Here is a 14014-nt window from a genome sequence, read left to right on the forward strand (position 1 = left end):
TTATTAAGCCCGATTATCCATTTTAAATTTAATTCTGATTGTTGTTGCAATCATAAAAAAGACACCAACAATTCCAAGTAAAACTAAAGCTGTTCCATACTTAATTTCCTCTGGCATATTGGGCACCTGAGTTGAAATAATATATAAATGATAGGGCAGTACCATTGCTTGATCAAAAAATGATTTTGGTAGTCTTGGTAAAAAGAAAGCTGCCACTGTCAATAATATCGGCGCCGTTTCTCCTGCAGCTCTTCCAATTCCTAATATAGCTCCTGTTGTTATGCCTGGAGTCGCATGGGGTAGGACAACCTTTTGAATGGTTTGCCATTTTGTGGCTCCCAATGCCAAGGATGCCTCTCGATAACTCTGGGGCACACTTTTTAATGCCTCTTCTGATGCAGTAATCACAATAGGTAGGATCAGACACGCCAAGGTGAGGGAACCGGCTAAAATTGAAGATCCAAAACCTAGGAAGAGAACAAATAAGCCAAGTCCAAAAAGTCCATAGACCACTGAAGGCACTCCCGCTAGGTTTAAGATAGCTAGGCGTATCAATCTAGATAATATGCCTTGTTTTGCATACTCCGTTAAATAAATAGCTGACCCAATCCCAAGAGGGAGTGCAAAGAGCACCGTCCCCAGAACAAGGTATAATGTGCCGATAATAGCAGGATAAATCCCTCCTTCAGTCATGCCTTTTCTGGGCATAGCCGTTAAAAACTCCCAATTAATCATTCCTATTCCTTTTACAAATATATATCCTATTATGAGTAGGGTTGGGATCACCACAAGCATTGCGGTGAAGGTCAATATACTAAAGGCGATTCTCTCTTGTGTTTTCTTATTCATCTATCGTCCCTCCTTCTTAGCTCGGGAAAGCACAAAATCTGCAATTAAGTTAATGAAGCTAGTCATGGCTAATAGTACAATTCCAACAGCAAACAAAGCATGATAGTGGGTTCCATTTCGAACAGTATCTCCCATTTCCGCCGCAATGGTGGCAGTCATGGTTCTTCCTGATACAAGGAAGGAGCCTGGAATTTGCGCTGCATTTCCCGTTACCATCATCACTGTCATTGTCTCTCCCACTGCCCTTCCAATCCCTAGCATCACTGCGGCAATTATTCCTGAAGATGCGGCTGGAACAAGGGCGTAAAGAATGGTTTCCCACCTAGTAGCGCCTAGGGCTAGGGATGCCTCACGATATTCCTTTGGTAATGCGTTGAGGGCATCATCGGATATACTAATGATGGTAGGTAAAGCCATAAATGAGACCAAAATCGATCCTGTCAATATGGTAAATCCAGATGATATATTAAATGTCACTCTAACCCAGCTAGATAAGATCACAATTCCAAGAAAGCCTAGTACAACAGATGGAATTGCCGATAAAAATTCTATAATAACCTTTAAAACCGTCTTGGTTTTGGGTGGTGCCACCTCAGCAATAAAGATGGCACTTCCAATACCTAGGGGGACGGAAATAAAGACAGCTCCCAATGTTACCATCACGGACCCTGCCACCAATGGTAGTATTCCATATTGTGAATTCACCGAAATAGGAAACCAAAATTCTCCAAACAAAAAATCCTTCAATGCAATATCATCAAACAATCGTATTCCAGTTCGAAATAGAAACAGAAAAATCAAGGCAATGATAGCGATGGATGTCATTCCTAAAACAAAAATCACTTTTTCAATTACAAATTCACCCATGCTATTTTTCATATTTTTATTTAGGCTCTTTCGCTTTTTCTTGATTTCCATTGTTGTATCAGCCATTTTTACACCTCTCTATCTATATATAAACAATCTATCCTAATCAGTAACAGCCCTAGTCAATTGTCACATTCTTAATCTAAAATCATAAAATTCTTTATCTTCATTTTCTATCCCCATAGAAAAACAACATCCTCTTCATGTAAGAAAGATGAGCGGATGGTCCAATGTACCATCCGCGATCCTCTTTTGAATCATAGGCTCCATATCATCTTGTTCTGGCTTAATTTTACTAATTTACTTTACTGGGATAAACCCTATTTCTTCTACAATACTTTGTCCTTCTGCTGCCATAATAAAGTCCATGTATATCTCTATGACTCCTGTTGGTTCTCCAGCCGTGTATAGGAATAGTGGTCTTGCCACAGGATAATCTCCAGCCGAAATAGTTGCTAAGGATGGTAAGAAAGCCTCACTGCTATCATCAAGAGATACAGCAACCCCCTGAACTGTGTCACTTAAATACGCTAACCCAATATATCCAATTCCATTAACATCTTGTATTACTGCTTCAACAATCGCTTGTGTTGAAGGCATTAAGTTTGAGTGTGTTGCATACTCTTCATCTTCTAACACAAATTCTTTAAAGAAAGCGTAGGTTCCAGAGTTAGATTCCCTTGAGTATAATGTAATATTTGCATCATTCCCACCGAAGTCCTTCCAGTTGGTCTTTTCTCCCGTGAAGATGTCCTTTAAATCTGCCATTGTTAATTCTTGTACTGGATTGTCATTATGAACTGCAATGGCAATTCCATCTCTTCCTGTCACATGCTCTATGATCTCAATACCATTGTCTTTTCCTTGTTGTATTTCCTCGCCTTTAATTTGTCGTGAAGATTGTGCAATATCAGCAGTTCCATTAATCATAGCAGCAATCCCTGTACCTGATCCACCACCGGTTACGGCTAATTGCGCTTCAGGGTAGTTATCCATAAATACCTCTGCCCATTGTTGTCCTAGGTTAACCATTGTATCTGAACCTCTAATTTGTATTAACTTACTAAAGTCCACATCATTTCCACCGTTTGTGTCATTTGAACTTACATTGTCTCCTGTGTTTGGTTGACCTGCGTCTGCATCTCCTCCACAGCCTACCAACGCACCAGTAACCACCATTGCTAACACAAGTAATAAAGCTAATTTTTTCATTTTTTAAATCTCCTTTCATCGAAAAGCATTTTTTAATATTGCTTACAAATTCATTATACGACTTTAACTTTGCCACTTGGTTAAGTACAAGTTAACCTCAGGTTAAGGATTAGTTAATAGAATGTTATGGTTTTGTTAAGTGATTTCTACTCAGTCACCATTACGATTTTTTGCTAAATACGATGCTATTGATCCCCTAGGTTTGGTATACTAATACTAGGTTGAGAAAGCTTTAGAATGCATCCATCATTTGATTTTGAAGCTTCCTTATATTAAAAATCTAGGAGGGATTCTATGAAGATTCAATATTTAGGACATTCAGCCTTTTATGTGGAGGCTGGTGAGATGAAGGCCTTAATTGACCCCTTTATTCCCGAGACCTTGACCCATCCCATTTTTTCATTTGCTGATATTACCCATATTTTTATCACCCATGGACATGGAGACCATTTAGGCAGTACCCTTTCTATCGTAAGAGAATCCAATGCAACAGTAATCACCAATTATGAGATTTCTCTTTATCTTCAATCTAAAGGCGTGAACTGCCATTCCATGCATATTGGCGGTCGAACAACAATGGACTTTGGCACTGTAAAAATGACACCTGCCCTCCATGGATCAGCCATCGAAACAGATGAAGGCCTTGTTTGTGGCGGAAACCCTGGGGGATTTGTCATTGAGTGTCAAGGTAAGAAGCTTTATCATGCAGGGGATACAGGTCTCACAATGGATATGAAACTACTAGCAGTGGAAGAAATTGATGTGGCTCTTCTACCCATTGGGGGGAACTTTACCATGGATGTGCAGGATGCAGTAAGAGCCGTAGCATTCATCGGAGCCAAGGTTGCCATTCCAATGCACTATAATACTTTTCCTGTTATTACTGCCTCTCCAGAATCCTTTAAAGAGCAGGTCAAGACCAGCCAAGTACATATTTTAAATGTAGAGGAAGTATATAATTTTTAATTTGAATCCCTAGGGTGTCTTTAGGCGCCCTTCTTTTTTTTAGGATCCTATTGCAAATTATTATCATTTATCATACTATATATATTATCGTGTCTTACCTTTGACTTTGAATTTAAAAAATGTCATGATGTAAAGGGTCTTAGCAATAGACCTAAGATACAAATGTATTATATAAAGCTACAACTTAGGAGGTTTCTCATATGAAGGATAGAAATAAGGGTATTTTATATATGCTTCTAGCGTCTTTATTTTTTGCGCTAATGGCTTCCGCCGTCAAGTATGCTGGAGATCTACCCACAATGCAAAAAGTTTTCTTTCGAAATATAGTTGGATTTCTTATCTCTGGGTATATGATTTATCGATCCGGAGCGAGCTTTCAAGGAACAAACAAGAAGTATTTGTTTTACCGGTCATTGTTTGGGCTCATAGGGGTGTTTCTCTCCTTTTATGCCATCGACCGTTTGCCTTTGGCAGATGCAGTGGTGCTTAACCAAATGAATCCGTTTTTTGTTTTGATACTTTCAGCCTTTTTTCTAGGTGAAAAAATCAAAAAACTGCAAGTACCCGCCATCATTATAGCGATACTAGGTGTCGTATTTATTATCAGACCTCAATTTGATTACACTGTGTTTCCGGCCTTAATGGGTCTACTCTCAGCAGTTTTTGCTGCTGCAGCCTATACCATTATCCGCCATTTGAGACTGACTGACCATCCCCAAGTCATCGTCTTTTACTTTACTGGATTTTCAGTGTTTTCCACCCTACCCTTTATGCTTTTAGGTCAATTTCAAATACCTACACTTTTTCAATTGCTGGCATTATTATCCGTAGGCCTATTTGCTACCATTGCCCAACTCTTGATGACACACGCCTATCGATATGCTGAGGCAGGGGATCTCTCCATCTACTCCTACGCCAAAACTGTATTCTCTGCCTTATTGGGAATCTTATTATGGGCTGAAATCCCAGATCAATTTAGCCTTTTAGGGATTTTACTCATCTTATTAGGAGCCTATATTAATTACCGTGCAAAATTAGATCCTGAAAATTAAATTCAAAATTCTCATCAAAACGATAAACACTAAAAAGAGCGTCTTCGACGCTCTCGCTGGATGAAACAACTAAGCGATCAACACAATTTAGTAAACTAAATTGGTTGCCTGCTTATAGGAAACCCTAGGTTTCCTTCGACACCAGCGAAGCTGGCTGAGCACCTTCCTGAAAGCGGGCAGGGGATTTCATCCCTACAACCCCTGTTTTTTATATAATAGGAAAGAGATCTTTCCTATTTATATAAAAAAGACGCTACTTCTCAATAGGAGAAAATAGCGTCTTTTATTATTTTTAACTGACTCTGCCTTATGATACCATATTGCCATAATGGCATTAGCTTAATTAGTCATCATTTTTAACTACAGATACACAGTTAGGAAGTACCCTAAATCGAACCTCATCTCCGATGTTAATCTGTTGATCTGGATGAAGATTGACTATCATATCTTGAGAGATTCCACCTTCATCAATGATAGAAACCACCGCATCAATGGACTCTCCTGTATAGGTATAGGTTTTAACCTGTCCTTTGATATGTCCACTTGCGTCTACCTGCAAGCTATCGGGACGAATAGAGATACAGACCTTTTCTCCAGCACATCGGCAATGAGAATGTGCACATGGTACTGTTCCTAGATTTGTCATGATGGATTGCCCATCTTGATCAATGGTTCCTTCTAAAATGTTGGATTGTCCTACAAAAGAGGCAACAAAGCGATTTTCTGGATATTGATAAATCTCTCTGGGAGTACCTATTTGTTGTACAATCCCATCCTTCATCACAACAATTTGATCTGAAATCGCTAGGGCATCCTTTTGATCATGGCTAACAAAAATAGCTGTTGCTCCCGCTTCTTTAATAATACGTTTCACTTCGATCCTCATACTCACCCTTAAATCAGCATCAAGATTACTAAATGGCTCGTCTAATAAGACCACAACAGGCCTCCGTGTTAATGCCCTGGCTAAAGCAACTCTTTGCTGTTGCCCACCAGATAATTCATAGGGGTAGCGCTGTTCATATCCTTTTAAGTTAACCAGTTCAAGTACTTCCATAACCCTCGACTTACGGTCCTTCTCCTTGTAACCAAAGCCTACATTATCAAAAACATTAAGATGAGGAAACAGTGCGTAGTCTTGGAAAACCATTCCGATTCCTCTTTTTTCCGGTGGTATCCAGGTGTTGCTATCACTGACGGTCTTGCCAGCTAAGGATATACTTCCAGAATCGGCCCGTTCAAATCCTGCTATCAATCGTAGGGTTGTGGATTTTCCACATCCACTGGGTCCAAGTAATGTCACAATGGATCCTTTTTCTACAACTAAAGAGAGCTCTTTCACAGCAGCCTCCTTTGTTCCAATATAAGTCTTCGTCACTGATTTTATTTCTATATCATGCATGTACTCACCACCTTAGTATTTTTTCAACATGTAGCGTAGGGGGACAACGGATACAAGAACAATTAATAAAGCTGCTGGTGCTGCTAGGTGATAAATGGATTCCGAGGCTTCAAAATAAACCCGAACTGCTAGGGTGTCAAAATTTGGTGGACGCAGCATCAGGGTAGCCGGCAGCTCTTTGATAGCGCTGACAAAAACCAATGCGCCTCCAGCCAATACTCCTGGTAGCATATTTGGAAGTATCACCTTCAGCATGACCTTCCATGGTGGATATCCAAGGCTTCGGGCCGCTTCATCGATTCTTGGAGATATCAGGCTTAATGAAGCCTCCCCTGCTTGCATGGCCTGGGGTAGAAATCGAACAACAAAAGCCAATGCCACGATATAAAACGTCCCATAAAGCCTCGGTAAGTGATTATTAAATATAAAAACAAATCCCAACGCCACAATCACTCCTGGAAGGGCATATCCCGCATAGCTTAGCTTTTCAATGACCTTTGTAATCAGAGATGGATAACGGCCCTTCAGATAAATAATAGGCATGGAAAACAACATACATAATAATGCTGCAAAACCTGAAACCTTAAGACTGTTTATGGCAAAACCAAAGAACCGCCCATCAAGTGCTCCCATACGAATCCCAATTCTTGACCAATAAACAAGGACCCCGATGGGAAGGATCACAGATACAAAAAATACCACACTCACATAAAACAATACAAATGGTTTCCACTTCCCTAATTTTAAAGTCAATGGCTTTCGATAGGTATTGGATGTTTGATAATATTTATTTTTTCTTCTGGTTTTTGATTCAATCCACAATATAGCCACTGTTAACAAAATAAGCACTAGACTCAATACAGCTGCGGAAGCAGTATCAAAACTGGCCCTTTGAAAATAAATAGCAGCGGTAAACGTCACATATCGAAGCATGGCAATGGTACCAAAGTCTCCAAGGACATAGAGAGACACAAGAATCCCTCCTGCTCCTATTGCGGGTCGTAAAAGAGGTAAATTGACCTTCCAAAAAACTTCAGAAGTGCTCATCCCTTGTGAATAAGCTGCCTCTTCATAGTTACGGTTCATTTTTCGAAGAGAAGCACTGGCAATTAGATATACGTAAGGGTAGGTGAACATGGTGAGCACAAGAAACACACCCCCAAAGGAGTAAATGTTAATGCTGTAATCTCCAAGGGCATTGACTAGCCATGGAGTCGACTGCCATAAATCACGGGCCCATCCACTACGACCAAAGACGATAATGTATGTCACAGCCCCTACATAGGGCGGAACTGTCAATGGCATGGCTAATAGCCATCGCCATGCTTTTTTTCCTGGTATATCTGTGCGAATCACAATCCATGCCAAAGAAACCCCAATGATCATGGTACTCACTGTAACGGCCCCTGCTAAAGAAAGGGTGTTCCAAAGTAATTGAGGAATCCTTTCATCTAGGAGTCGTTGCCAGCGGTCTATACCAGCAAACAAGGACCTCCATATGACATAAACAATGGGAATGGCCATAATAACTGCTATACAGAGTCCAAATACAAACAACCCCATTCCCGGAGGGTTGCTTTGCCAAATACCCAACCATTTTCTTCTAAAAAAACGGAGAAGGGTTGGAGAAGTTTCTTCTCCAACCTTGACATTTTCATGATTAAATTGTGTTGTGTTTTTATCGTTCATGATGCCATCTCCTATTATGATAACTTTAATTCTCTACAGTTATTTTACATTTTTGCAATTATTTTAAGTCTAAGTCTAGTCCAGATGCCTCAATGAGCGCTGTTGTGTCTTCAAAATAATTACCAAGCTCTTTAATAGGCATATCTTGAACCTTTAAATCACTGAAGTCTACAATATGTGGTTGTACTTCAGCTGGGTAAACAGCTCCATATTGTGAGTTAATCAGAAGCTCAAGTGATTCTCCTACGAATGCCACCTGATTTTCAGGTAATAACAACCACTCAATGAAAGCAATTGCATTGCCTTCATTAGGTCCGCCACTCACAAGGCCTACCCCAGCTGCATTAGCAACCACTCCCATTTCATCTTCTTCTTGATCAAGATAGATAAAGCCTACATTATTATTTTCAGGCTCTACTAATTGCTGATGGAAGTAGTAGTTGTTCACAAGACCAAAGGAATGCTCTCCAGCACCTACAGCCCTACGAATGTCTCCATGCCCTTGATAAATACCAGCTGAATTAGCTCGAATTGCGGCAATCCACTCAGCTGTTTTTTCATCTCCCCACTGATAACGAAGGGCTGAAACATGTCCAGTCATTCCACCGTTACCTCCACGGGTAATTGCAAATCCATTTTCAACCGTTGCCCATTTAGAGTCAAATAAATCTTCATTGCTCTTTGGCATTTCTTCTTCGGTGATCATATCTTTATTATAAATAAAACCACGGGCTCTAGCAGAAATTGCAAAGTATGCGTTGTCTTCTGCTCTAAAATCTGCTGGAATTGTTTCAATTCCCTCTGGATTTGATCCTTGTAATAATCCCTTACTGTCTAGGTATCCTAAAGCACCAAGATCATTTGAAATAAAGATGTCAGCCCGAACATTATTTTTTTCTTCAGCAATTTGAAGGGGATTAGCCCCATGTAATGCTAATACTTCAATTCCTGTATCTTCAGTGAATTTCTCAAGTAATGCTTGAACAAACCTTTCATTTCTTCCTGAATACACCACTAATTCATTTGATTCAGAATCACCTTGTTCACCTGAAGCAGGTTGCTCACTACTACAACCCACTGTAATGAATGCAAATAATGCTACCATTAATAATGCTAATACGCTTTTACTTTTAAACATGTTTTGTTTCCTCCTCTAGTTGTCTACAATATTGAGTTTTTACAGTTTGTTTTTAGTACTTACAAAGGCGTCCCTATGTACATGACTTTTCCAAATTGATAAGTATAATCATTTGAACTTTCTAGGCAATTGTAAGTATATACTATCTAGTAATAGTTATCAACGGAAAATCAAAAAAAAGCTTGTCTTTTACTTGTCAATATTAAATGATGTCTTGTGAGTGTATGAATAAATTTTAGACTTATATATACTCTCAGCTCTGTTCTTCAGTTCAACACTTGAGCTAATTCTTTTTAAGGGTCCTCCTCTACTTCTTCTCTTATTATCATTATACACAAAACAGAGCAGGGCATCTGTGATAAATGTCCTGCTCTGTTTTTTATTTTATGTTTTTCATAAAAAACTGTGACCCTTATGTTCTAATAGTAGACTTAAGCTCGCTCTACTAATACAGAAGTTCCCATTCCGCCACCGATGCATAATGTAGCTAAGCCCTTCTTGGCATCTCTTTCTTCCATGGCATAAAGTAATGTTGTTAGAATCCTAGCTCCACTTGCTCCTACTGGATGTCCTAGGGCAATGGCTCCACCCTTTACATTGACAATATCAGTGTTAAAGTTTAATCCTTTAGCAACGGCTAAAGCCTGTGCTGCAAATGCTTCATTTGCTTCAATTAAATCAAGATCTTCTACTTTCCATCCTGATTTTTCAAATACCTTTTCAGTAGCCGGCACTGGACCATAACCCATTACAGATGGGTCTACTCCACCAGATGCATAGGCGACTAATTTTGCAAGAGGCTTGATTCCTAGTTCTTTGGCCTTCTCCGCACTCATCAATACCAATGCAGCAGCGCCATCATTGATTCCAGATGCATTTCCTGCAGTTACTGTACCCTCTTTTTTGAAGGCTGCTCTTAGCTTCGCTAATCCTTCAGCAGTTGCACCATGCTTGATGTATTCATCTTTATCTACTATCACTTCGCCTTTTCTTGTCTTAATGACTACTGGCACGATTTCTGCGTCAAATCCGCCTTCGTTTTGTGCTTTTTCTGCTTTGTTTTGACTTGAAACAGCAAAAGCATCTTGTTCTTCTCTAGTAATGTTGTATTTCTCAGCTAAATTCTCAGCTGTAATTCCCATATGATAATCATTGAATGCACAGCTTAATGCATCTGTCAGTAATGTATCTAATGCTTTGACATCCCCTAGTTTTGATCCCCAACGCATATTAGGAAGTACATATGGGGCTTGAGACATGCTTTCAGCTCCACCTACTACAACAATGTCATTATCTCCTGCAAGAATTGTTTGAGCTCCTAAGGATACTGCTCTTAATCCAGATCCACACAGCATGTTGATTGTCATAGACGTCACTTCAAATGGGATCCCAGCCTTTGCTGCAGCTTGTCTTGCAACATTTTGCTTGTTTCCCGCCTGAATAATACAACCCATAAACACTTCTTCTACCATATCGCCTTTAATCCCTGCACGTTCGAGGGCTCCTTTAATCGCTCCAGCCCCTAAATCAGCCACATTAACGTCCTTAAGCGCTCCACCAAAACTGCCAATCGGCGTTCTAGCTGCACTGACAATAACAACTTCTCTCATTAAACTTCCACCTCTCATATTAATCTTTTTTTACCGCTATTATAATACGACCCCACCATCTACTGACAACACAGTTCCTGTTACAAATTTTGCTTCATCAGATGCTAAGTACAAGAATGCATTGGCAATGTCTTCTGGATCTCCTAATAATCCTAGTGGAGACTTGCCTTTCATCATGTCTAACACCTTGTCAGGCATTTTTTGAACCATTTCAGTTAAGATGAATCCTGGAGCCACAGCGTTCACTCGAACCCCTTTTCTTCCTAACTCCTTAGCCCATGTTTTAGTCATTCCGATGACACCAAATTTAGTTGCTGCATAGTTTGTTTGACCGAAGTTTCCGTATACACCTACCACAGAGGATACGTTAATAATCACGCCACTTTTTTGCTCCGCCATGATTTTTGCTGCTGATTGCCCACAATTGTACACGCCTTTTAAGTTAACTGCAATTACGTTGTCAAACTGATCTTCTGTCATTTTTGTTAATTGTGCATCAGCAGTAATTCCTGCATTGTTAACAAGGATATCAATTTTACCAAAGTGGTCTTTGATTTTATCCATAGCCTCATTTGCTTCTTGTGAATTGGCTACGTTTGCAGCCACACCGAATACCTCTGCTGCTTTTCCTTTGAATTCTGCTACAACTTTTTGCACATCTTCCTCACGCTGTCCCCAAACAACAATCTTTGCACCTTCCTCTGCAAATCGAGTAATGGCTGCTTTACCAATCCCTGATGTTGAACCTGTTACAACTGCTACTTTTCCTTCTAATCTCATTTTCTATTCCTCCTTAAAATAATGGTTTATGCACTTACCTTTAGTATGGTTTAAGTCGAAAAGGAACTTAAGAGAACCTTTTCATTTGTTAGTCCTTTATAAAGCAATTTTTATGCCAAGTTTTTCATTTATTCTAAGGTGTTGCAATTCCAGAGGAAACCTCCTATTTGGAAATTGTCGTTAATTTTTTAACCAGTGGTGTTGTTCATTCTTTTTACACTTTTTTGGGCTAATTCCCTGAATCTTCTAAATACTACTGACAAGTGCAGTTATCCACCTTTTATGAGTTGTCCAGATTTTGTACACATTACAACAGTGCCTGCTTGCTTTTAATTCGATCTGTACTTTAAGTAATCACAATTGACTATTATTTAACAATTCGTTTTTTTCTTAGGACTCCTCCCCTTCATGGGCCTTCACCTGTTTCTTTGCTTCTAATCGCCAATCAATTAACCGATTCATTAATAGTCTAACAATGGCAATGACTGGAACACCTAAGAACATCCCCATCAAACCAAATAGCCCGCCCCCTATGATAATAGAGAAAATAATCCACACAGGGCTGAGTCCCACACTATCTCCTAGAATCTTGGGGCCTAAAATCAATCCATCAAATTGCTGTAGCCCAAGAATAAATAAGAGTACCCAGGCCGCCTTCACTGGACTATCAAAAAAAGTGATAATCACTGCTGGTACCGCTCCAATAAAGGGTCCAAAGTATGGGATCATATTTGTAATGCCAATGATGACACTAATAAGCAATGCATACCGAATTCCCATTATTTGTAGACCAATTAGGCACATGATGGCAATAATAAAGGAATCTAAGGACTTTCCAATAATAAACTTTGAAAAGATCATATCTGCTTCTCTTCCAAAGTCCTTCATCTTGTTTACTGTTTTATCAGCCAGGGTTGCCCGCAATACCCTTTCTGTTCCCTTTTTAAAGGATTCCTTATCTCCTAATAAGTAAAAGGAGATCACGATTCCTAAGACGAAATTTAAAACTCCCGATGTGATTGACATAATACTCACAATGATATTTTCTAAGATATACTCTAATATTGCGCTCACTCGATTGAAAATATCATTAACATTGTTTTCAAATTGATCTGTTACGTTACTTAAATTCCTTAAATCCAACTCTTCAGACCAATGATTGATCAAATCATTTGAGTAATTAATATATTCAGGCATCCTACGTAAAATATCTGAAATATTATTTCCAATTTGAGGTGCTACAAAAATAATGACTGTTACAATGAGCCCAATAACAAGTAAATACATGGTGACCACACTTAAAACCCTCAAAAGCTTTTTTTTATTAGCAATATATTCCACGCGACAATAAATATAGTTTTCGAACCATCTGACACCTGGGTTGAGCAAATAGGCAATAAAAATTCCAATAATAACAGGACTCAATATCCTTTTTAGTATTCCCAAACGCAGAAAAATATTCTCAAAAAAATATCCTGCATTATCTAAAATCTGATAAAGCATAATTGCCATAGCAATGGTCAAAAAGGCATATAGAGAGTACTTCAAATATTCCTTGTCCCACTCAATCTTCATCATCCTCAACCTCATCTCGTATTAATATCTTCTCTACACACTATTATACACGATTATATATCACCTGCCCACTACCTAAACCTATGAGTTTTAAGACAAGCTACCTTAATAAAGACAGGTTCATCTTTCATTCTTTAGTTTTTTAGTTCTTTAGTGCTTTATACTTTTTTGTCTGGTGTCCACATGGTAAGGCGAGATAGACAAACCCTGCTGGGTATTATATGTGGCGATAAATATGTGTTTAATATCTTGATATCCTTGGTCCTTCACTAAGTTCATGATTACATCCTCTGTTATTTGCAATTTTTCCATGTTTTTTTGCTCTATATTTCCCTCTAGAATCACAACATCAGCTATTGATTTCTCTTCCACAGACACATTTAAATCCTTTGCAACTACAGGACTGACCTCTGCCTTTTTCAAAACTGTTAATTTGCCATTGGATTCAATAATAGCATATTGTACTTCATTAAAATAAAAAACATCTTTTTCCCTTAGCATCATCAGAAGTTCATCTATAGAGTATTTAACACTCTTCATATTCTGAGTTAAAAATTGTCCGTTTTCCATGATCAATGTTGGTTCGAAGGTAACTAATCGGCCAAATTTCCGATGTTTTAAAATCATTCTGCTCACCACATACTGAAATATGGCTAGCATCACAACAGCAAATGCAGTGGGCATATGGTGTATACTGGGATCTGCAATATCTGCTCCCACAATAGATCCCATGGTAATAATGGTTAAGAAGTCAAACACTGGTAATTCACCAATGGGTCTTTTCCCCATAATATAAATGGTCACAAATAACAATAAGGACATGATGGTGATAATTCGAAAAAAAACAGTGATATAATCTTGCATTTTTTCTACT

Annotated in this window: 12 protein-coding genes; 2 read left to right on the top strand and 10 right to left on the bottom strand. The window is 38.9% G+C overall.

The features are described 5' to 3' along the window. Positions 1–3: 3 nt before the first annotated feature. The 3 genes from pstA to AMET_RS23105 all read right to left on the bottom strand — a co-directional run bounded on the left by pstA (position 4) and on the right by AMET_RS23105 (position 2928). Positions 4–849, bottom strand: a complete 846-nt coding sequence (pstA, locus tag AMET_RS23095; RefSeq protein WP_012065581.1) for a phosphate ABC transporter permease PstA — start codon at positions 847–849, stop codon at positions 4–6. Then, entirely contained in the window at positions 850–1782 is a 933-nt protein-coding gene (gene pstC / locus AMET_RS23100) for a phosphate ABC transporter permease subunit PstC (RefSeq protein ID WP_012065582.1), read from the bottom strand. Between the two features lie 234 nt (positions 1783–2016). Next, complete coding sequence (locus tag AMET_RS23105) at positions 2017–2928, bottom strand: PstS family phosphate ABC transporter substrate-binding protein (RefSeq protein WP_012065583.1); 912 nt, start codon at positions 2926–2928, stop codon at positions 2017–2019. 294 nt (positions 2929–3222) lie between these two features. Here AMET_RS23105 and AMET_RS23110 point away from each other — a divergent pair, with 294 nt between their 5' ends. Both AMET_RS23110 and AMET_RS23115 read left to right on the top strand, forming a co-directional pair. Beyond that, positions 3223–3894, top strand: coding sequence for a metal-dependent hydrolase (locus AMET_RS23110; RefSeq protein WP_012065584.1), 672 nt, complete (start codon positions 3223–3225; stop codon positions 3892–3894). Positions 3895–4094: 200 nt separating this feature from the next. Beyond that, on the top strand, positions 4095–4946 hold the full coding sequence (locus AMET_RS23115; protein WP_012065585.1) for a DMT family transporter: 852 nt from the start codon (positions 4095–4097) through the stop codon (positions 4944–4946). Positions 4947–5289: 343 nt separating this feature from the next. Here the strand turns inward: AMET_RS23115 and AMET_RS23120 are convergent, their stop codons facing one another. The 7 genes from AMET_RS23120 to AMET_RS23150 form a co-directional block, all read right to left on the bottom strand. Next, a complete protein-coding gene (locus tag AMET_RS23120) occupies positions 5290–6348 on the bottom strand; it encodes an ABC transporter ATP-binding protein (RefSeq protein WP_012065586.1) in 1059 nt (352 codons plus the stop codon). A 12-nt stretch (positions 6349–6360) separates the two neighbouring features. Continuing rightward, the gene (locus AMET_RS23125) at positions 6361–8037 is read right to left on the bottom strand and encodes an ABC transporter permease (protein ID WP_012065587.1); all 1677 of its coding nucleotides are present in this window, start codon (positions 8035–8037) and stop codon (positions 6361–6363) included. 58 nt (positions 8038–8095) lie between these two features. Then, a complete protein-coding gene (locus tag AMET_RS23130) occupies positions 8096–9175 on the bottom strand; it encodes an extracellular solute-binding protein (protein ID WP_012065588.1) in 1080 nt (359 codons plus the stop codon). Positions 9176–9606: 431 nt separating this feature from the next. Beyond that, a complete protein-coding gene (locus AMET_RS23135) occupies positions 9607–10785 on the bottom strand; it encodes an acetyl-CoA C-acetyltransferase (protein WP_012065589.1) in 1179 nt (392 codons plus the stop codon). A gap of 39 nt (positions 10786–10824) precedes the next feature. Further along, positions 10825–11565 (bottom strand): 3-oxoacyl-[acyl-carrier-protein] reductase, encoded by a 741-nt coding sequence (fabG, locus tag AMET_RS23140; protein WP_012065590.1) that lies wholly within the window; start codon positions 11563–11565, stop codon positions 10825–10827. A gap of 390 nt (positions 11566–11955) precedes the next feature. Beyond that, entirely contained in the window at positions 11956–13143 is a 1188-nt protein-coding gene (locus AMET_RS23145; RefSeq protein WP_012065591.1) for an AI-2E family transporter, read from the bottom strand. 147 nt (positions 13144–13290) lie between these two features. Further along, positions 13291–14004: a DUF421 domain-containing protein gene (locus tag AMET_RS23150; protein ID WP_012065592.1), complete on the bottom strand. Its 714-nt coding sequence runs from the start codon at positions 14002–14004 to the stop codon at positions 13291–13293. Positions 14005–14014 lie beyond the last annotated feature (10 nt).

The organism is Alkaliphilus metalliredigens QYMF, from assembly GCF_000016985.1.
In the GTDB taxonomy this organism is placed as follows: domain Bacteria; phylum Bacillota; class Clostridia; order Peptostreptococcales; family Natronincolaceae; genus Alkaliphilus_A; species Alkaliphilus_A metalliredigens.

Bases quoted from the DNA above. Each gene is read 5' to 3' on its own strand.
- AMET_RS23120 (WP_012065586.1), bottom strand. From the start codon at position 6,348: ATGCATGATATAGAAATAAAATCAGTGACGAAGACTTATATTGGAACA.
- fabG (WP_012065590.1), bottom strand. From the start codon at position 11,565: ATGAGATTAGAAGGAAAAGTAGCAGTTGTAACAGGTTCAACATCAGGG.
- AMET_RS23115 (WP_012065585.1), top strand. From the start codon at position 4,095: ATGAAGGATAGAAATAAGGGTATTTTATATATGCTTCTAGCGTCTTTA.
- pstC (WP_012065582.1), bottom strand. From the start codon at position 1,782: ATGGCTGATACAACAATGGAAATCAAGAAAAAGCGAAAGAGCCTAAAT.
- AMET_RS23105 (WP_012065583.1), bottom strand. From the start codon at position 2,928: ATGAAAAAATTAGCTTTATTACTTGTGTTAGCAATGGTGGTTACTGGT.
- pstA (WP_012065581.1), bottom strand. From the start codon at position 849: ATGAATAAGAAAACACAAGAGAGAATCGCCTTTAGTATATTGACCTTC.
- AMET_RS23110 (WP_012065584.1), top strand. From the start codon at position 3,223: ATGAAGATTCAATATTTAGGACATTCAGCCTTTTATGTGGAGGCTGGT.
- AMET_RS23145 (WP_012065591.1), bottom strand. From the start codon at position 13,143: ATGATGAAGATTGAGTGGGACAAGGAATATTTGAAGTACTCTCTATAT.
- AMET_RS23125 (WP_012065587.1), bottom strand. From the start codon at position 8,037: ATGAACGATAAAAACACAACACAATTTAATCATGAAAATGTCAAGGTT.
- AMET_RS23135 (WP_012065589.1), bottom strand. From the start codon at position 10,785: ATGAGAGAAGTTGTTATTGTCAGTGCAGCTAGAACGCCGATTGGCAGT.
- AMET_RS23130 (WP_012065588.1), bottom strand. From the start codon at position 9,175: ATGTTTAAAAGTAAAAGCGTATTAGCATTATTAATGGTAGCATTATTT.
- AMET_RS23150 (WP_012065592.1), bottom strand. From the start codon at position 14,004: ATGCAAGATTATATCACTGTTTTTTTTCGAATTATCACCATCATGTCC.